Origin of the sequence: Acrocarpospora corrugata (assembly GCF_009687845.1) — a bacterium.
Lineage (GTDB): Bacteria > Actinomycetota > Actinomycetes > Streptosporangiales > Streptosporangiaceae > Acrocarpospora > Acrocarpospora corrugata.
The window spans coordinates 1-18,871 of sequence record NZ_BLAD01000105.1; the positions used below are offsets into that span (position 1 = coordinate 1).

An 18,871-nucleotide genomic window follows, 5' to 3' on the forward strand; every position below is an offset into this window, starting at 1 on the left:
TGATCTCCACGTCGTTGGCGGTGATCAGCAGGTTGCCGGGGACGTGCACCCGGTCCAGCCGGGTGCCGCGCTTGGTGATCCGTAGCGTCTCGCCGTCCATGTTCAGCGGCAGCTTCTTCAACTGGGCGCCCTTGGGCACGCCCGTGCACGCGGGGGTCGGGTACTGCCCGCAGCCGCCGGAAGGACTGGGTGACGGCGACGGCGGGGTCGGCTCGGCCGTCGTCGGCGGCGGCGGAGCCGAGGTGCAGGCCGCGACTGCCAGCAAGACGAGGGCGGCCAGCCCGACGGTTCGCCTGAGGCGTCCCCGCATGAAAGTTCCTCTCACCGTCATCGGCTGCTCGCGTCCGTGGCCCACGATATGGCGTCCCGCCGCCGGGCGGTGACGGCGCGGTCCGCGACCAGCACGGCCAGGTAGCAGGCCGCGTCCAGTGGGCTCACCGCCCGCCTGCCCACCAGCGCGGCCAGGGATCGGATCCCGAGCCGGCCCTCGCCGGCGGGCAGGCCCAGCTCGGCGAGCTGCCGGTTGCCGCGCCTGACCCGGACCCGGCGGTTCAGGTGGGCCCGCACGGTGCGGGCCGGGCGGATCAGCGAGCGGGCCTCGGGGACCACCGCCCGTTCGGCCGGGGTGAAGCTGCGGTGCACCAGTTCGTCGTCGGCGACCACGTCAGGGAGCGGGAAGACCCGGTCGTGGCCGGCCTGGCTCAGCGCGTACACGCCGACTCCGGCCAGGGCCCGGCGCGGGCCGATCAGCTGGTCGTGCACCCGGTGCACCCGGCGGGCCAGCCAGCCGGCCCCCGCCAGTTCCCAGACGGGGACGGGGGCGGCGGCCAGCACGCCGGGGCGGGCCAGGGCGGCGGCCAGCGCCCGTACCGAGGCGGTGCTCAGCTCGACGTCGGCGTCCAGGTAGACGCGCGGGAACACCCGGCAGGCCGCGTCGCCCAGGCGCAGCGCGTGCGCCTTGCCGGGGACGGGGGTCCCGATCACCCGGGCTCCCGCGTTCCTGGCGACCTCCGCCGTGCCGTCCTGGCAGGCGTTGGCCACCACCACCACGTCCAGCTCGCCGGGGGCGGCCTCGGCCAGCAGCCGGGCGAGGGTGCGGCCGAGCACAGCCTCCTCGTTGTGCGCCGGGATGACCACACCGGCGACGGGCGTCATTTGATCGCGGCCTGGTACGCGGCGATCAGCGTCCTCCTGGAGTTCTCCCAGGACAGCGGGCCGCGCACCCGGGCCTGGCCGAGTTCGCCCATCCGGCGGCGCTGGTCCGGGTCGTCCAGCAGCAGGGCGACCAGTTTGGCGAATTCGGCCTCGTCGTTGGCGGGGGCGTACAGGGCCGCCTCGCCCGCCGACACCCGGGCCTCGCGCAGCTCGAAGGAGACGATCGGGCGGGCCATCGCCATGTACTCCATGACCTTGTTCATGGTGGACACGTCGTTGAGCGGGTTGTACGGATCCGGCGACAGGCACACATCGGCGGTGGACAGATACCGCAGCAGATCCTCGTCCGGAATGCGCCCGGTGAAGTCCACGCAGTCGGCCAGGCCCAGTTCGGCGCTGAGCCGGACCATCGCGTCGAAGGTGTCCCCGGCGCCGACGAAGACCGCGTGCCAGTCGGAGCGCCCCTGCTCGTACCGGAGTTTGGCCAGCGCGCGCAGCGCGTAGTCCACTCCGTCCTGCGGCCCCATGACACCGAGGTAGCAGAGCAGGTACGGCTTGCCCTTCTTGATTGACTCGTCCGGATCGGCCTGGTGGAACCGCTCCACGGCGGGCGCGCTGCGCACCACGAAGACCTGGTCGGGCGACTTGCCGCCGCGGGTGAGCGCCACCTGGCGGTAGCTCTCGTTGGTGGAGATGACCACGTCGGCGGCCCGGAAGGTGGCGCGCTCCAGCCGGCACACCAGCCGGTAGAGCAGGTCCTGCCCCCGGTTGAACCGGGACAGGTACAGCTCGGGCACCAGGTCGTGCTGGTCGAACACGAACCGCGTGGCGCGTCCCCGCAGCGCCCGCGTGACCAGGAAGAACAGGTCGGGCGGGTTGCACGCGTGCACCACGTCCACCCGGCCCACCCGGCGGGCCAGCCGGTAGGTGTGCCACAGCGCCGTGCCGTACTCACGCAGGTAGCCGAGCGGGCCGCCGGTGGCGGCCCGCAGCGGGTAGCGGTGGATTCTGATGCCGTCGATCTCCGCTTCCGGCTCGGTGTCCCGCTTGGTGCCGCGCGGGCAGATGACGTGCACCTCCCAGCCCGCATCGCGCAGGGCGAGGCTCTCCTGCCACACCCTGCGGTCGAACGGCACGGACAGGTTTTCGACAAGGATGAGCGCTTTACCAGCCAAGTCCCACATACCCAGGTCGTTGCCGACGCTCTTCCGCGTCGGGCAGGCGGACGAGGTCGATGATCGTCCGGTCGCCGCTGCCGTCGAGGGCGGTCAGCACGGCCGGGTCCTTGCAGCCCACCACGCAGACTTCGGCATGGTTCAGCACGTCATCGACGGAATTGCTGAGCAGATCCCCGAGATGGGGCAGCCTGGCCTCAATGTAGTCCCGGTTCGCGCCAATCAGCCGGGAAAGTGCGACATTGGCGTCGTAGATCCGGAGATCGTATCCCTTGCCCAGTAGGCGTTCCGCGAGTTCCACCAGCGGGCTCTCGCGCAGATCGTCCGTGCCCGGCTTGAACGACAGCCCGAACAGGCCGATCTTGCGTTTGCCGGTGGCGGCGACCAGATCGAAGGCCCGGCGCAGGTGCTCGTCGTTGGAGGGCAGCACGTGCGAGAGCAGCGGCACCGACACGTCCGCGCGGCGCGCCGCGTACACCAGGCCGCGCAGGTCCTTGGGCAGGCAGGAGCCGCCGAAGGCGAAGCCGGGGCGCAGGTAGGCGGGGCTGACGTTCAGCTTGGTGTCGGCCAGGAACACGTCCATCACCCGGTGCGAGTCCAGGCCCAGCGCGGCGCAGACGGCGCCCAGTTCGTTGGCGAAGGCGATCTTCAGGCCGTGGTAGGAGTTGTCGGCGTACTTGGTCATCTCGGCCACCGCGATCGGCACCCGGAAGATCTGGCCGGGCAGACCCGTGTACAGGCCGGCCACCATGTCGCCGCTGGCGGGGTCCAGTTCGCCGATGACGGTCTTGGGCGGGTCGAAGAAGTCCTTCACGCTGGTGCCCTCGCGTAAGAACTCCGGGTTCACCGCCACCCCGAAGTCCACGCCGGCGGTCCGGCCCGAGGCCTTCTCCAGGATCGGCACCAGCAGCGATTCGCAGGTGCCCGGCAGCATGGTGCTGCGGAAGACCACGGTGTGCCGGCCGGGCTGGTCCCGCAGCGCCAGGCCGATCTCCTCGGCCACCCGCTCCAGGTACTCGGTGGACAGGCTGCCGTTGGCCGCCGAGGGGGTGCCCACGCAGACCAGCGAGATGTCGGTCTCCCTGATCGCGGTGGCGGTGTCCGTGGTGGCCCGCAGCGCGCCGGAGCCGACCATCTCGGCGGTCAGCTCGCCGATCCGCTCCTCGACGACCGGGGCCTGACCGGACGCGACCAGCTCGACCTTGGCCGGGTTGACGTCCACCCCGATGACCTGGTGGCCGCGGGCGGCGAGGCAGGCCGCGGAGACACAGCCGACGTAGCCCAGGCCGAAGACGCTTATTCTCACTGTGGTAACTCCCGGATGCGGCGTGACGGAAACAGCAGGGCCACCAGCGCGGCTCTGGCCGTACGGCTGCCCATGGCCGCGCGTACCGACTGGCCCAGGACGATGCAGAGGTAGTAGGCGGCCGAGGCGGTCCGGCCCCGGCGTCTTCGGAACAGGCGGACCTTGTTCACCATGAGCAGGGCCGCCAGCATCGGGTTGGTGCCCGATTCGCCGCCGATGTGCTCGACCACCGCCGTCGGCTCGTACCAGAGCATCCAGCCCTGGTCGGCGGCGCGCAGCGCGTACTCGGTCTCCTCGCTGTACAGCAGGAACGACTCGTCCCACGGGCCGAGCTGGCGGATGGCTTCGGTGCCGAGCAGCATGGCGGCGCCGGTCGCCCAGGCGAACGTCCCGGCGCGTTCGTAGTGGCGGGGATCGGTGATCACCTCGCCGAAGCTGCCGATCCGGCCGGACAGCGAGCCGCCGATCACCGCCTCGGCGAACGCGGCGTGCACGGTGGCCTCTCGGCGCAGCGAGGGTTGCAGCGAGCCGTCCGGTTTGGTCAGGCGGGGGACCACGATGCCCCGGTCGGGCTCCTGCAACGCCCCGGCCAGCACGGCCAGCGCGCCCGGATGCACCTTGCAGTCGGGGTTGAGGACCATCACGCCGTCGAGCTGGTCGAGGTCCAGGGTGGCCAGCCCGGCGTTGATGGCGGCGGCGTACCCCGCGTTACGGCCGGTCTGGACGAGCTGCGCGCCGGCGTTCTCAGCGATCTGCGCGGACTCGTCCTGGGAGGCGTTGTCGGCCACCACCACCTGGGTGAGGTTCACCCCCCGGGAGCCCTCGGGCAGCGAGCCCAGGCATTCGGCCAGAACGGCGGCGCTGTTGTACGTGACGATGACGATCGCGATGCGCGCAAGCCCGAGAATGCTGATCTTCACCCGCGCTGAGCCCCCCCATCGTGCCTCAAGGGCAGCGGGGCTTTCCACGCGTAACCCCCGTCTCACCACTTATTGTCGTATGTGGCCCTTGGAACGTTACCAACGGCGAGAGCTAACGGTCGCGGAATCGGTGAGCCAGTCCGCGCAGCGCGGGTCCGGCCGCCGAGGACTTTGCTGTGGCCAGCGCGGACTCCCGGGCGCGGCGCAGCAGAAGCCGGACCCGGCTGCGGGTGACCAGGCCCTGGGCCACCTGGCACTCCCCGGTCTTGGCCCGGCGCTTGTACTCGTCGTCGCCCCGGCCCAGATCGATCCGGGTCAGGCCGAGCGCGGGGGCGGCGGACACCAGCTCGCGCAGCAGCATCCAGCCGGGGGCGAGCCGGCCGAAAGCCGGATCGTAGACCGGGAACCACCAGTGCAGCACGCCGCCGGAACGCATGCCGAAGTGCGCGGCCAGCAGCGTCGGGCCCGCGTGCAGGGTGGACAGCACGCCGGCGAAGTCCGGGTCCCGGGTGCCCATCAGCCGGGTCAGCAGTTCGGCCCGGCCGGGCTCGGCGAAGTAGTCGGCCGCGCCGGTGGCCCGGTACTGGGCCCGCTTCAGCTCCACCACCCGGGCCAGCGCCGCCGCGTCCACCACGTCGGCGGCGAAGCGTATCTCGCCCAGCTCGCGGGCCGCTTTCGCGGCCCGGCGGCGGGCCTGGCCCATGTTGTCCTTGCCGGACTTGGACGCCCGCCCCAGGTATCCGTCCAGGCCGCCGGTCACGTCCAGGAAGGGGGACGGCCGCCGGGAGAGCACCCACGGCTCGGCGTCGGCCAGGCCGTCCAGCAGGTGGTCGAAGGGGAACGCGCGGACGCCGCCGGTGAGCAGCAGCCGGGGGTCGAACGTGGTGCCGGGGGCCAGCACGGGCCCCTGGAAGTCCGCGCCCGGCCAGCCCACCGGCCGCAGCAGCGTGCCGTCGCGGTGCCCGGCCAGCAGCGCGGTCACCTCGCCGCGGGCGTCCCGGTGCACCGCCACCGTGACCGGCGGCCCGCTCGCGTGCACGGCCGCCGCGAATCCCGGATGGAAGTACGGGCTGTCCAATAGCGGGTTCTTCGCCCGCAGCGTGTGCCAGGCGTCCAGTTCCGCGGCGCCGAGCCGGTCGAACGCGATGAAAGTCGTGGTCATCTGGCGCTCACCCGGGCAGGGCGGTCATCCGCCGGGACGGGCGCAGCAGCCAGAGGACCGACTTCTGCGACACTCGGCGACCGGCCAGCGCCCGGACCGACTCACCGGCCAGGACGGCCAGGTAGTAGGCGGTCCCGGCCAGCGGGCCGCGGCGGCGGCGGAACAGCTTCACCTTGTTGACCAGCAGCAGCGCGGCCAGGGTGGGATTGACCCCGGAGTCGCCGCCGATGTGCTCGATCAGCGCGGCCGGCTCGTACCAGAGGCTCCAGCCGAGGTCGGCGGCGCGCAGCGCGTACTCGGTCTCCTCGCTGTACAGCAGGAACGACTCGTCCCACGGGCCGACCGCCCGGATGGCGGGCACCGAGATGAGCATGGCCGCTCCGGTCGCCCAGGCCACCGGGCCCGCCTGCACGTACTCCCGCGGATCGGTGATCAGTTCGCCCAGCCGGCCGATCCGGCCCGCCCGGCCGCCCCCGATGACCGCTTCGATCACGGCCCGGCCGACGGTCGGCATCCGGCGCAGCGACGGTTGCAGCGACCCGTCCGGGTTGATCATCTTGGGTACGGCGATGCCGACCCCCGGGCGGTCCAGCGCCAGGATCAGGGGCGCGATCGACTTGGGCGGCAGCCGGCAGTCGGGGTTCAGCACGTACACCGCGTCGAGCCGGTCCAGGTCGAGAGCGGCGATGCCCGCGTTGACGGCCGCCGCGTAGCCGGCGTTGCGGCCCAGCTGGACCGGCGTGACCGGCACCTCGGCGAGCGCGGCGATGGCCAGCGAATCGTCCGCGGATGCGTTGTCGGCCACCACCACCGCGGCCAGTTCGACGCCGTCGGCCCCGTCGGGGAGCGAGGCCAGGCAGGCGCTCAGCACGTCGGCGCTGTTGTAGGTGACGATGACGACGGCCACTCTCGGTATCTCACGCATGTCAGCCGCGCACCCGCTTCATCACTCGGCCGGTCAGTTTCCTGGCCCGGATCATCGGCGGCGGCGTCTCGTCCAGCACCCGCCTGGTCCAGTCCGCGTCCAGTCCGCAGACCAGGCTGGTGCGCGCCTGTAGCCAGGTGCCGGGTGTGGCCGCGCCCCCGTCGCTGGTGTAGGCCCGGGTCACCCCAGCCCGCCTGAGCCGCCGCAGCACATGCCGGTCGTAGGAGCCGAACGGGATCGCCACCCGGGACACCGGGCGCCCGGTCAGCTCGGTGAGCGTCCGGTGCGACTCGGTCAGCTCCTCTTCGGCCTGCCGGTCGTCGATCCGCCGCCAGTCCCGGTGCGCCCAGCCGTGCGAGCCGACCCGCATGCCCGCCTGGATCAGGGCGCGCACGTCCTGCCGGGTTAATCGGCCCGGCCGTCCGAGCAGGCCAGCCAGCACGAAGAACTCGGCGGTCAGGCCGCGATCGAGCAGTCGGGGAAGCGCGATCACCGTGTCGGAGGCGTTGCTGTCGTCGAAGGTGATCCGCACGTCGTCGCGGCCGACCACGGCGTCCAGCACCCGTTCGAACTGGTCGATGTTCACCCAGGTGCCGTCCTCGCCGGGATCGAGCTCCCGCTCGGTCGGCCCGATCCCGTGTACGGTCAGGTTGATGACCCTTCCCACGCGCGTCATCCCTCTCTATTCAGGTGTCCTCGGGTTCTGTTATGTGGTGATGGAGTAAATCCGCGTGGTGCCGAACACGTCGATCTCGCCGGCCCGGCCGCGGGTGACCGTACGGAGGTGCCGGAACCGGCCGGTGCTCAGCAGGAACGGCTCCTCGACCGGGTTGAAGTAGATGACCCTGACGGGCCGCGGCCGGCGGTCCACCGAGTCGAGCAGGTTGGTGATCGCGGCGGCGAAGATCTCGCCCCGGAACGGGTTGTTCAGGAAGACCACCGAGACGTCGTCCGGAATCCGGTAGTTGAGCACGTCGGACTGGATCAGGTCAACCCGGTCGGCGCGGACCGGCAGCCGGGTGGACTTCAGGTTGGCCCGCGCCACCTCGGTGAGCTCGGCGGAGAGTTCGACGCCGATCACTTGGCGGAACCGGTAGCGGGCCGCCGCCTCCAGGACCATCCTGGCCTTGCCCGAGCCCAGGTCGATGAAGACGTCGTCGGCCCCGACCTCGTGCGCCGGCAGGGTACGGCGGAGCGTGCCCCAGTTGGCCGGCGAGTAGTAGACACGTTCATGATGTGCGAGACCGAACTGGTCCAGGTGGGCGAATTCCGCAGTTTCCACGCCATAGCGGCGATCGAACAGCAGGCGGCTCAGCCGCTGCCGCGCGCGCCGGATATTTCCCGCGAGTAGCCCACCGAATGCCCCGCCGACTTCTTCGGTAGCAAGCTCAAGAAGGGGGACAGTCTCCAGCAGAACGGTCACATCGCCTCCACGGATCAGCTGGAACGGTGCAACGAACCTACCGCCGCCACACCCCGTGCGACAGCGGTAGATCCGTAAATATCACGATCCGTGGCTTCTAGCCGATGCGCCAGGTGTCTCCCCCGTGCAGCAGATCGGTCAGGCTGCCCTGGCCCTTCTGCGTGGTCGCCGCCGCCACCTGCTCGTTCATCAGCTGGTCGTAGGACGGCCGGTCCACCGACCGGAAGATTCCGATCGGCACGTGCGCGAACGCGGGTTCGTCCAACCGGCTGAGCGCGAAGGCGAGCGAAGGATCCGGGTTGTGCACGTCGTGCACCAGGATCTCCTCCTCGCGCACCGACGCCCGCGGCACCACCTCGACGCCGCCGGTGCGGGCCAGCCGGACGGCCTGGTCGGCGAAGACGATCGGCTGCCCGTGCTCCAGCCGGACCGTGATCGCGTCCCGGGTCTCCGGGTCCTTCATCATCTCGAAGGCGCCGTCGTTGAAGATGTTGCAGTTCTGGTAGATCTCCACCAGCGATGTGCCCCGGTGCGCCACCGCCTCGCGCAGCACCGACTGCAGGTGCTTGCGGTCGCTGTCCAGGGTCCGCGCCACGAACCCGGCCTCGGCGCCGAGCGCCAGCGAGATCGGGTTGAACGGCTTGTCCAGCGACCCCATCGGCGTCGACTTGGTGATCTTCCCGATCTCCGAGGTGGGCGAGTACTGCCCCTTCGTCAGGCCGTAGATCCGGTTGTTGAACAGCAGGATGTTCAGGTTGACGTTGCGGCGCAGCGAGTGGATCAGGTGGTTCCCGCCGATGGACAGCGCGTCGCCGTCCCCGGTGATCACCCACACCGACAGGTCGGGCCGGGACGCGGCCAGGCCGGTCGCGATCGCCGGCGCCCGCCCGTGGATGGAGTGGAAGCCGTAGGTGTTCAGGTAGTACGGAAACCGGGACGAGCACCCGATCCCGGACACGAACACGGTGTTCTCACGCTTGATCCCGAGTTCCGGCATGAAGGACTGCACCGCCGCCAGGATCGCGTAGTCCCCGCAGCCGGGGCACCAGCGGACCTCCTGGTCGGACTTGAACTCCTTCATCGTCTGCTTGGCCTCGGCCCTGGGGATGAGGGCCAGGCCCTTGCCGTTCAACGATTCACTCACTGTCGATCACGTCCTGGATCACGCCGGCCAGCTCCTCGGCCTTGAACGGAAGCCCGCGAACACGGTTGTAGCTGATGATGTCCACCAGGAACTTGGCCCGCAGCAGTAAAGCCAGCTGGCCGAGGTTGATCTCCGGCAGCAGCACCTTGTCGTAGGACTTCAGCACCTCGCCGATGTTCTTGGGGAACGGGTTGAGATGCCGCAGGTGGGCCTGGGCGACCTGGCCGCCCGCCTTGCGCACCCGGCGCAGCGCCGCCGCGATCGGGCCGTAGGTGGAGCCCCACCCGAGCACGAGCACCCGAGCGGAACCGGACGGGTCGTCCACCTCCAGATCGGGCACGTCGATGCCGTCGATCTTGGCCTGCCGGAGCCGGACCATCAGGTCGTGGTTGTTCGGGTCGTAGGAGATGTTGCCGGTGCCGTCGGCCTTCTCGATGCCGCCGATCCGGTGCTCCAGGCCGGGCGTGCCCGGGACCGCCCACGGCCGGGCGAGGGTCTCGGCGTCCCGCTTGAACGGCAGGAACGTGCCGTCGTCGCTGTTGCTCTCGGTGGTGAAATCGACGGAAATGTCGGGCAGGTCGTCGATCTCCGGGAGCTTCCACGGCTCCGAGCCGTTGGCCAGGTAGCCGTCGGACAGGAGCATGACCGGGGTGCGGTACTTCAGCGCGATCCTGGCCGCTTCCACCGCGATGGCGAAACAGTCCGACGGGGTCGCGGGGGCGACGACCGGGATGGGGGATTCACCGTTCCGGCCGTACAGGGCCATCAGCAGGTCGGTCTGCTCGGTCTTGGTGGGCATGCCGGTGGACGGTCCGGCCCGCTGCACGTCGACGACGATGAGCGGGAGTTCGGTGGTCACCGCCAGGCCCACGGTCTCGGCCTTCAGGGCCACGCCGGGCCCCGATGTCGTGGTCACCCCGAGCGCGCCGCCGAAGGACGCGCCCAGCGCCGCCCCGACGCCCGCGATCTCGTCCTCGGCCTGGAAGGTCCGGATCCCGAAGCGCTTGTGCTTGGACAGTTCGTGCAGGATGTCGGAGGCCGGAGTGATCGGATAAGACCCCAGGAACAGCGGCAGCTTCGCCTGCACGGACGCGGCGATCAGTCCGTACGCCAGCGCCTGGTTGCCGGAGATGTTCCGGTAGATCCCCGGCGCCAGCTTGGCCGGCTTGATCTCGTACGACACCGAGAACGCCTCGGTGGTCTCCCCGTAGTTCCAGCCCGCGTTGAACGCCGCCACGTTGGACTTGGCGATGTCCGGCTTTTTCGCGAATTTGGACTCGATGAATCTGATGGTGGCCTCGACCGGCCGGTGGTAGAGCCACGACAGCAGGCCGAGCGCGAACATGTTCTTCGCGCGCTCCGCGTCCTTCTTCGAGATGTCGAAGTCTTCCAGCGCCTTGACGGTCAGCGAGGTCAGCGGCACCGAGTGCACCCGCCACTCGCTCAGCGACTCGTCATCGAGCGGGCTCTCCGTGTAGCCGACCTTGGCCAGGTTGCGCTTGGTGAACTCGTCCGAGTTCGCGATGATGTCGGCCCCACGCGGGAGGTCGGACAGGTTCGCCTTGAGCGCGGCCGGGTTCATCGCGACCAGGACGTTGGGCGCGTCCCCTGGGGTCAGGATGTCATGGTCGGCGAAGTGGAGCTGGAAGCTCGACACGCCCGGCAGAGTGCCCGCGGGAGCGCGGATCTCGGCCGGGAAGTTGGGGAGAGTGGAGAGGTCGTTGCCGAACTCTGCGGTCTCCGCGGTGAAGCGGTCTCCGGTCAGCTGCATGCCGTCGCCGGAGTCACCCGCGAACCGGATGATCACGCGGTCGAGTTGCTGAACCTGTTTGGTCACAGCTGCTCAATCCTCCTTGACGCGACCGAGCGCACGAGCTCGTCGCGTTCTTGTTTCCATGCTAGATCCCTGGAGCCACGATGAATTGTCGTGGTTTGCTCTTCGCCGGGGTGTGACTTACGCGGGGCGGTCAAACAGTGATCCTGGGGGGCCATCAGGAGAACGTCACTGTGTCAGGTCGCCCGGCGACACAGCCCCGACGCGAGCCGGCAGAGGTCCACGTGCCGGCGAGCGAAGAGGATGTTTCGGGTCACGCTGTCTAACTATATGTCCCCGCCGCTGTCACGGCAGCGGTTGCCCACGACGCGAGACGGATGCCCTCCCACCTGCGTCGTAGGTCTGGCCGGGGGTCATGCCCGCAGGGGCGTACAACTCGGGCACGGTAACGAGCGTGAACCCGCGCGCGGCGAGCCCGGCCACAATCGCGGGCAGCGCGTCGGCGGTGGCCGGGTTGGTGTCGTGCAGCAGGACGATCGAGTTCCGGCGTGTCTTGCTGAGCGTGGCGGACACGATCGCACTGGGGTTGTCGCTCTGCCAGTCCATCGGGTCGACGTTCCACTGGACCAGGCACAGGCCCAGCTCCTTGGCGACCTCGGTGACGTTCGGGTCGGTCGCGCCGTACGGGGCCCTGGCCAGCGTCGGCGTCTGCCCCGTGGCGTCCTTGATCAGGCTCTGGGTACGGCTCAGCTGGTCGAACACCCGGTTCGCCGCCATCGTGGTGAGATCCCGGTGCGACCAGGTGTGGTTGGCCACCTCGTGCCCTTCGTCGCGCATCCGGTCCAGCAGGTCCGGCCGGGCCGCCGCGTTCGCGCCGACCGTGAAGAAGGTGGCCCGCTCGTGCCGCAGCGCGTCCAGCACCCGCCCGGTGTACGGCCCTGGCCCGTCGTCGAAGGTGAGCGCCACGCAGTTCGCGACCGTGCAGTCCACCCGGCCGGGCCGGTTGTTCGCCGACCCCAGCCGCTGGGCTCCCGAACTGGACCGCTCGGACGAGCTCATCGGGACGATCTGCGGCACCGTCGCCGGTATCGCCCGCTCCACCGCGTGCCTGGCCCGCCGCCCGAACGAGGTGAGCAGCGCGTCGGCGTCCTTGCGCGGGATGGCGGCCGCGATCCGGCCCATCGAGCCGGGGGCCACCTGGTAGTCGTCGAACTCCACCACCAGGTCGCCGCGGGAGTTGAAGTTCAGCGAGTCGAACAGCAGCGGGTCGGGGTGCACCACGTCGGCGTCCACCGCCGGGTCGCGGTCCAGGTGCTGCTTCACCAGGGCGGACAGCAGGTTCAGATTGTTCACCAGCTGGGCGGATTCGAAGACGCGGCCGGCCGTCCGGTCGTACCAGAGGGTCTGGGTGGAGTTCGCCCAGCGCACGCCGCCGAACTCGCCGGTGCGCAGCCGGACCCCGACCACGTCACTGGCCACGGCGCTGAGCTGCCAGTCGACGTTGTACTCCGGGGCCGGAAAGCGGTCGGTCGTCGTGTGCGCGGTGTAGTCGGCGGCCGCCTTGGCCATGTCGCGGTGGAGCCGCTCGTTGAGGGCCTTGGTGAAGGGCAGGGTCGGGTAGTTGAGGTGCAGGTGGGGCTGGCGTGAGTCTCCGGAGATGGTCTGCGGGGCCAGTCCCTCGACGTCGGCGGGGTCGACGTAGGTGAGCATGGTCGGCTCGGAGGCCATGGTGATCTCGTCGTCAGGCTGCCCGTCACTCGCGGGGGAGGTAACGCCGCAGCCCACGCACAGTGCGGCGCACAGCGCAATTCCTCCGGAGAATCGCAGTGAAGGCATGTATGCCACGTTATGGTGGTTTGGCTATCAATCATGCCTCTTTGTCATTGTTTGATGGTTTCTTTGAGGTGTCTGGGGTGTGGTGGACGAAGGGGGATCTGAGGGCTGTTGGCGTACTCTCGTGGGTGGGAGCTGAGGAGGGCAGATGACCGGATATTTCGGGTCATATGTGGTCGTGGCGGTTCTGCTCGGCGTGGGGGTGGCGATCTTCGCGGGTGGGCTGCTGGCCAACCGGCTGCTGCGCCCCGACCGGCCGACCGCCGAGAAGCTCACGACCTACGAGTGCGGCGTCGACCCGGTCGGCGAAGGCTGGGCGCAGTCGCAGATCAGGTACTACGTCTTCACTTACCTCTATGTCGTGTTCGCGGTGGACGCCGTCTTCCTGTTCCCCTGGGCGACCGTCTTCGCCGACCCCGGGTTCGGGCTCACCACGCTGGTCGAGATGTTCGTCTTCCTGGCCTTCATCGCGCTGGGCATCCTGTACGCCTGGCGCAAACGCGTGCTCACCTGGACGTGATTCCCAGGACGTGATTCGAGGAGGACAATGCCACGCATGGCCGATCTTCCGATGCCGACCGTGGGTCCGGTCTCCCGGCTGGCCCCCAAGCCCATGAAGTTCGTCCTCAACTGGGGCCGCAAGTACTCCCTGTGGGTGTTCAACTTCGGCCTGGCGTGCTGCGCGATCGAGTTCATCGCGACCTCGATGAGCCGTCACGATTTCATCAGATTCGGGGTCATCCCGTTCGCGAACGGTCCCCGCCAGGCTGACCTGATGATCGTGTCGGGGACGGTGACCGACAAGATGGCGCCGGCCGTGAAGCGGCTTTATGAGCAGATGCCCGATCCGAAGTATGTGATCTCGTTCGGGGCGTGCTCGAACTCGGGCGGACCGTACTGGGACTCGTACTGCGTGACGAAAGGCGTCGACCAGATCATCCCGGTCGACGTGTACGTCCCCGGCTGCCCGCCCCGCCCGGAGGCATTGCTCCACGGCATCGTGAAACTCCAGGAAATGATCGCCACCGAGAACCTCAGCGACCGCTACGTGTGGGCGAAGGACCAGCCGGGAAACCCGGTGATCACGTGATGGGCGATCGGTTTGTCCCGGCGAGGGATCGAGTGATGGGCAACTGGTTTGTCTGGGTGAGGGGTCGAGTGATCGCACGGGCGATCGGTTCGTCGGGGCGAGGGATCGTATGATGGGCGACCGGTTCGTCCCGGTGAAGGATCGAGTGATCGCATGATCGACCTTCCCGGTGCCACGTTCTCCGAGACCTTCGGTGAGACCACCGCCGACGTCGACCCGGCCGCCTGGGCGGATGCCCTGGGGCATGCCCGCGACCAGGGCTTTACCTTCTTCGACTGGCTGACCGGAGTCGACGATCCGCCGGACGGGTTCGCCGTGGTGGCGCACGTGTTCGATCCGGTGGCCTTCGCGCATCTGCTGATCCGGACTCGGGTGCCGCGCGCCGATCCTCGGCTCGCCTCCGTGGTGGGCGTCTATCGGGGGGCGAACTGGCACGAACGCGAGACGTACGAGATGTTCGGGGTGATTTTCGAAGGTCATCCCGACCTGAAGCCGTTGCTGCTGCCCGACGGGTTCGAGGGCAACCCGCTGCGTAAGGATTTCGTGCTCGCGGCCAGGGTGGCGAAGGTCTGGCCGGGGGCCAAGGAGCCGGGCGAATCTGGTCATGGCGCGCCGAGCCGCCGCAAGATGGCTCCGCCCGGGGTTCCGGCCGATTGGGGCAAGAATGCTTGAGATCGCGCTCCGGCTCGTCGTGATCATCGGTGCGTTTCTGCTGCTGCCGCTGATCGTCGGGCAGTTGGAGCACAAGGCGATGGCGCACATGCAGTCGCGGCTGGGGCCGATGTACGCCGGAGGGTTCCACGGCTGGGCGCAGCTGATCGCGGACGGGGTGAAGTTCGTCCAGAAGGAGGACGTCATCCCGGCCGCCGCCGACCGGGCCGTATTCAAGATCGCCCCGGCCGTGGCGCTGGTGCCGTACCTGATCGTGATGATCGTCATCCCGGTCGGGCCCGGCCTGTACGGCGTGGACCTGGACGCCGGGCTGTTCTTCGTGCTGGCCGTGATGGGCGTCGGAGTGCTCGGGTCGATCATGGCCGGGTGGTCGTCGGGCAACAAGTACTCGGTGCTCGGCGGGATGCGGTCGGCGGCGCAGCTGATGTCCTACGAGCTGCCGCTGGTCCTGGCCGCCTCCAGTGTGGCCATGGCAGCCGGCACCCTCTCGCTCACCGGCATCGTCGAGGCCTGGCAGTGGTGGTGGCTCCCCTGGCAGGCCATCGGCGCGATCGTCTTCTTCGTGGCCGGCCTGGCCGAACTCCGCCGCCCGCCCTTCGACATGCCGATCGCCGAATCCGAGATCATCATGGGCCCTATGACGGAATACACCGGCATCCGCTTCGCCCTGTTCATGCTCGCCGAGTACGTCGGCATCGTGGTCCTCTCCGCACTCACCACCGTCCTGTTCCTGGGCGGCTGGCACGGCCCCTGGCTACCCGGCCCGGTATGGACCCTCATCAAGATCTTCGTGTTGGCGTTCGTGGTGATCTGGGTCCGGGTGAGCTATCCGCGAATGCGCGAGGACCAACTGCAGAAGCTGGCTTGGGTGGGCTTGGTGCCGCTCGCGCTGGTTCAACTGGCACTGACCGGCGTGGTGAAAGTCCTCTGACCCGCAGGGCCATTCGCGGGGCCAACTGACCGGGCAGCTGAACTCGACCGGACGCCCGGAGCCCGACTGGCTGGCGTGGGTGGGTGTGGTGCCGCTCGCGCTGGCTCAGCTGGCGCTGACCGGTGTGGTGAAGGTTCTTGAGGGAGTGGCCGACTGACCCGGCAGCTGAACCCGGTCGGAGGCTCGGGGCCGATTCGGCCGGCCGGTGGACTTGGTCGAACGCCCGGGACCTCGCAGGATCCGCTGGTTAATGGACGATGCGGAGCATTATGTCCGAGGCTGTGGGGCGGTTTTCTGCTCGTTTGTCTAGGCAGGCGCGGGCGAGTTCGCGGAGGGAGGCGGGGAGGGCGCTCAGGTCTGGTTGGTGGTTGATGACCCGGTTGAGGATGGCGGGGATGGTGTCGTCGCCGAAGGCGGTGCGGCCGGTGGCGGCGAAGATCATGGTGGCGGCCCAGCTGAAGACGTCGGTTTTGGGGCCGACGACTTCTCCGGCGAGTTGTTCGGGGGACATGTACGCGGGGGTGCCCATGATCTGGCTGGCGGTGGCGGTCACCTGGTCGAGGGCTTTGGCGATGCCGAAGTCGATCACGCGGGGGCCGTCGGCGCCGATCAGGACGTTGCTCGGCTTGAAGTCGCGGTGCACGATACCGGCTTTGTGGATGGCGGCGAGTGCGCCGGAGGTGGCCAGGGCCAGGCGGATCAGGCCGTCCTCGGGGCGGGGGCCCTTGTCGCGGACCAGCTGGTCCAGGGACTGGCCGTCCACGAATTCGCTCACCACGTAGGCGAGTTCGGCGGTGACGCTCACGTCCAGCACGCGCGCGGTCGAGAACGGCGCGACCCGGCGGGCGGCTTCCACTTCGCGTAGGAACCGAACCTGGGCGGCCTCGTCGCCGGCGATGTGGGCGTGCAGGACCTTGATGGCGACCTTCCGGCCCTGCGGATCCACCCCGAGATAGACCGAACCCTGGCCGCCCTTCCCAAGGCTCCCGATCACCCGGTAATGCCCGAGTTGCTCCGGCCGGTTCGACGGATCGGCGGGGCCGGCCGTTCCGGGTCGCGTGGACGCGTCCCGCCATGGCGAGCGCGGGCCGGTCGCATTCGGCGGCGGGGGGCCCATGCGCGGACCACCCATCGGCATCGGCATCGGCATCGGCATCGGCACCGGCGGGGGCATGGGCGGGGGCATGGGCGGGGGCATGGGCGGACGTGGGTCTGTGGCGTGCCCGCCCGGCCGCGGTGGCGGCGGGGGGAAGCCCGGCCCAGGCGGACGCATTGGCATCGGCGGGTACTGCGGTTGGTTCATCTGGTGTTGGGGCGGGTTCATCTGACGCGGTGGCTGGTTCATCGAGTTCTGGTGCGGCGGGCCGTTGAACACCTTGTTTCGGATGATCAGGGCCTGCACCAGGCCGCCGATCCAGTTGATGAACAACCCTGCCGTCATCGTCGCGTCGAGCCAGACGGGCAGCAGCTCCAGGTCGTCGTACGAGAAGACGCCGATCAGGAAGATGACCACGCTCAGGACATATCCACCGGTCGAGATGACCAGCCACGGGCTGCGGCGGCGGTATGCGGCGTACCCGATGATGAACGGCGTACCGAACCCACAGGTAAACAGCGGGACCAGGGCCCACAATACGGTCAGGCCATCCGGCGTCCTGGGCTGTTGCTGCTGCCAATAGGGGTTCACAGCGCGAGAATACGGATTTCTCAGGAACTAGGGGAGATAGACGGTGTATTCCGCCAGTTCGTCATTGAGGTCCACCGGTAGGTCGAGCATGATCGATAGTTCGTTCGCCGAGGTGAACAGGCCGGTGGAGGTCCTCGCGGCGACAATCCGGGCGGCCAGATCCGGGGTGAGGCCCGGTATGCCCGCGATCGCCAGCGTGGAGGCGTGATTGATGTCGACGAGGCCGCCGTCGTCGTACTCGCGGGGAAGATCAGGACGGCCGATACCGAGCTCCCTGGCCAGCGCCGGATCGTGTTCCGCCAGCTCGCGGGAGTCCCGGCGGAGTTTCCGCCGCGCGGTGGCCAGCTCCAGCGCCTGCTCATTGGCCGACTTCACGACCGGCCGGGTGTTGAAAACAGCGCTACGCACGAAAAGCGCCTGGCCGAAGCCGCCGAACATGTTCAGGAAGAAACCAAGCGAAGTGGCCGTGTCCAGCCAAGCCGGTGCGGCACTGATGGGCTCATATTTGGCCACTTGGACGAGAAAAAGGGCAAAACTCGCCGCGTACACCCCTGCTGAGACGAACAGCAGCGGACTGCGACGGCGAACGGCCGCGTGCGCGATCACGATCGGCGTGCCCGAACCCAGTGTGATCAGCGGAACCAGCGCCCAGACCACGCTCAGCGCGACCCGGGTGCCGAGTTTCAGGGGCTGGCGAGTGGGGTGCACATAGCGAGGATACGGTCACGGAAGGTAGACGCTGTACTCCCCAAGCTCATCATTGAGGTCGACCGGCAGGTCGAGGGTGATCGACAACTCCTCGGCCGAGGTGAAAAGTCCAGATTCGCGCCGCGCGCTGAGCACCCGATCCACCAGATCGGGCGTCATCCCGGGAACGGTCCCGATCACACGCGCAGGCGCGTGATTGAAGTCGATCAACCCGCCATCGTCGTACTGGCGAGGCAGATCAGGCCGCCCGACGCGAAGCTCCTTGGCCAACGCCGGATCACGTATGACCAGTTCACGCGCCTCTTTCCGGAGCTGCCGCCGATACCGAGCTCGCTCAAGCGCTTGCTCGTTCGGCGTCTGCTCCACCACCCGGGCTTCGAAGACCGTCGCCCGGATCAAAAGCGAGTGGATCGTTCCCCCAATCCAGCTACCGAACAACCCCACCACCATGATCGCCGCCGGCACGCCCGGCACCGGGTGCTCATAAGAGTTGGCGATGGCCAGCCACGCCACCATCCCCGCCCCGTAAACCCCCCGCCGCCACTCCCAAGCCCCAACTACGCCTCTTCCGCGCCGCATACCCAATCGTCACAGGAGTGGCGAACCCGCAGGTCACCAAGGGCGCAAACGCCCAGAGAAAGCTGCCCGCGGCCGACCGCGGCGGGTGGTTCATATGCGAACAATACTGCGCTTACTCCCACACCTCCGGGCAACCTGAGGAGCGAGATCGAGGGAAGAACGCCGCCCACAGCGAAGCCGAGACCATCGCCAGGGGGTGGAGGCCCGCAACGATCCAAAGGGCGGGTGGGTGAGAGATCCACGCCTGCCCGGCGGAGCCGTCTTCGTCGCCAGGGCGACCATCGGGGGCGGGCGGAGGCCCGCAATCAGACAAACGGGTGGGTGGGTGGGTGATCCACGTCTGTCCGGCGGAGCCGACATCGCCGACATGGCGACCGACGCGCGGGC

The 18,871-nt window shown here is 69.0% G+C and carries 19 protein-coding genes and 1 pseudogene; 4 read left to right on the forward strand and 16 right to left on the reverse strand.

From position 1 onward, the window contains the following. The 13 genes and pseudogenes from Acor_RS37645 to Acor_RS37700 form a co-directional block, all read right to left on the reverse strand. Positions 1-310, reverse strand: a pseudogene (locus Acor_RS37645) (hypothetical protein); the annotation flags it as partial. Positions 311-327: 17 nt separating this feature from the next. Next, positions 328-1,155 carry a glycosyltransferase gene (locus Acor_RS37650; protein WP_155341551.1) on the reverse strand — a complete coding sequence of 276 codons (828 nt, stop codon included), beginning with the start codon at positions 1,153-1,155 and terminating at the stop codon, positions 328-330. Then, positions 1,152-2,291, reverse strand: coding sequence for a glycosyltransferase family 4 protein (locus Acor_RS37655; RefSeq protein WP_246239676.1), 1,140 nt, complete (start codon positions 2,289-2,291; stop codon positions 1,152-1,154). The genes Acor_RS37650 and Acor_RS37655 overlap by 4 nt, the downstream gene beginning before the upstream one ends. A gap of 28 nt (positions 2,292-2,319) precedes the next feature. Further along, on the reverse strand, positions 2,320-3,636 hold the full coding sequence (locus Acor_RS37660) for a nucleotide sugar dehydrogenase (RefSeq protein WP_155341553.1): 1,317 nt from the start codon (positions 3,634-3,636) through the stop codon (positions 2,320-2,322). Next, positions 3,633-4,556: a glycosyltransferase family 2 protein gene (locus Acor_RS37665; protein WP_246239678.1), complete on the reverse strand. Its 924-nt coding sequence runs from the start codon at positions 4,554-4,556 to the stop codon at positions 3,633-3,635. The genes Acor_RS37660 and Acor_RS37665 overlap by 4 nt, the downstream gene beginning before the upstream one ends. A 112-nt stretch (positions 4,557-4,668) precedes the next feature. Next, the gene (locus Acor_RS37670; protein ID WP_155341554.1) at positions 4,669-5,718 is read right to left on the reverse strand and encodes a GNAT family N-acetyltransferase; all 1,050 of its coding nucleotides are present in this window, start codon (positions 5,716-5,718) and stop codon (positions 4,669-4,671) included. 7 nt (positions 5,719-5,725) lie between these two features. Beyond that, a complete protein-coding gene (locus Acor_RS37675) occupies positions 5,726-6,643 on the reverse strand; it encodes a glycosyltransferase family 2 protein (protein WP_155341555.1) in 918 nt (305 codons plus the stop codon). Position 6,644: 1 nt separating this feature from the next. Next, positions 6,645-7,310 (reverse strand): polysaccharide deacetylase family protein, encoded by a 666-nt coding sequence (locus Acor_RS37680; RefSeq protein WP_170317289.1) that lies wholly within the window; start codon positions 7,308-7,310, stop codon positions 6,645-6,647. A 39-nt stretch (positions 7,311-7,349) separates the two neighbouring features. Then, a complete protein-coding gene (locus tag Acor_RS37685) occupies positions 7,350-8,066 on the reverse strand; it encodes a class I SAM-dependent methyltransferase (protein ID WP_155341557.1) in 717 nt (238 codons plus the stop codon). A gap of 97 nt (positions 8,067-8,163) precedes the next feature. Next, positions 8,164-9,210 (reverse strand): 2-oxoacid:ferredoxin oxidoreductase subunit beta, encoded by a 1,047-nt coding sequence (locus Acor_RS37690; protein WP_246239681.1) that lies wholly within the window; start codon positions 9,208-9,210, stop codon positions 8,164-8,166. Then, positions 9,203-11,047 carry a 2-oxoacid:acceptor oxidoreductase subunit alpha gene (locus tag Acor_RS37695; protein ID WP_155341558.1) on the reverse strand — a complete coding sequence of 615 codons (1,845 nt, stop codon included), beginning with the start codon at positions 11,045-11,047 and terminating at the stop codon, positions 9,203-9,205. The genes Acor_RS37690 and Acor_RS37695 overlap by 8 nt, the downstream gene beginning before the upstream one ends. A 173-nt stretch (positions 11,048-11,220) precedes the next feature. After that, positions 11,221-11,301 carry a putative leader peptide gene (locus Acor_RS46560; protein WP_422664863.1) on the reverse strand — a complete coding sequence of 27 codons (81 nt, stop codon included), beginning with the start codon at positions 11,299-11,301 and terminating at the stop codon, positions 11,221-11,223. Between the two features lie 28 nt (positions 11,302-11,329). Continuing rightward, positions 11,330-12,820 (reverse strand): polysaccharide deacetylase family protein, encoded by a 1,491-nt coding sequence (locus Acor_RS37700; protein WP_155341559.1) that lies wholly within the window; start codon positions 12,818-12,820, stop codon positions 11,330-11,332. A gap of 145 nt (positions 12,821-12,965) precedes the next feature. Here Acor_RS37700 and Acor_RS37705 point away from each other — a divergent pair, with 145 nt between their 5' ends. The 4 genes from Acor_RS37705 to nuoH all read left to right on the forward strand — a co-directional run bounded on the left by Acor_RS37705 (position 12,966) and on the right by nuoH (position 15,510). After that, a complete protein-coding gene (locus Acor_RS37705) occupies positions 12,966-13,337 on the forward strand; it encodes an NADH-quinone oxidoreductase subunit A (protein ID WP_155341560.1) in 372 nt (123 codons plus the stop codon). Positions 13,338-13,373: 36 nt separating this feature from the next. Next, complete coding sequence (locus Acor_RS37710; protein ID WP_155341561.1) at positions 13,374-13,907, forward strand: NADH-quinone oxidoreductase subunit B; 534 nt, start codon at positions 13,374-13,376, stop codon at positions 13,905-13,907. 153 nt (positions 13,908-14,060) lie between these two features. After that, the gene (locus Acor_RS37715) at positions 14,061-14,579 is read left to right on the forward strand and encodes an NADH-quinone oxidoreductase subunit C (RefSeq protein ID WP_155341562.1); all 519 of its coding nucleotides are present in this window, start codon (positions 14,061-14,063) and stop codon (positions 14,577-14,579) included. Continuing rightward, a complete protein-coding gene (gene nuoH, locus Acor_RS37720; protein WP_155341563.1) occupies positions 14,572-15,510 on the forward strand; it encodes an NADH-quinone oxidoreductase subunit NuoH in 939 nt (312 codons plus the stop codon). Before Acor_RS37715 ends, nuoH begins: the two co-directional genes overlap by 8 nt. Before the next feature lie 247 nt (positions 15,511-15,757). Here nuoH and Acor_RS37725 read toward each other — a convergent pair whose 3' ends face one another. The 3 genes from Acor_RS37725 to Acor_RS37735 all read right to left on the reverse strand — a co-directional run bounded on the left by Acor_RS37725 (position 15,758) and on the right by Acor_RS37735 (position 18,421). After that, on the reverse strand, positions 15,758-17,197 hold the full coding sequence (locus Acor_RS37725; protein ID WP_155341564.1) for a serine/threonine-protein kinase: 1,440 nt from the start codon (positions 17,195-17,197) through the stop codon (positions 15,758-15,760). A gap of 27 nt (positions 17,198-17,224) precedes the next feature. Then, positions 17,225-17,854, reverse strand: a complete 630-nt coding sequence (locus Acor_RS37730) for a ComEA family DNA-binding protein (RefSeq protein WP_155341565.1) — start codon at positions 17,852-17,854, stop codon at positions 17,225-17,227. Between the two features lie 66 nt (positions 17,855-17,920). Further along, a complete protein-coding gene (locus Acor_RS37735) occupies positions 17,921-18,421 on the reverse strand; it encodes a ComEA family DNA-binding protein (protein ID WP_155341566.1) in 501 nt (166 codons plus the stop codon). Between the last annotated feature and the right edge of the window lie 450 nt (positions 18,422-18,871).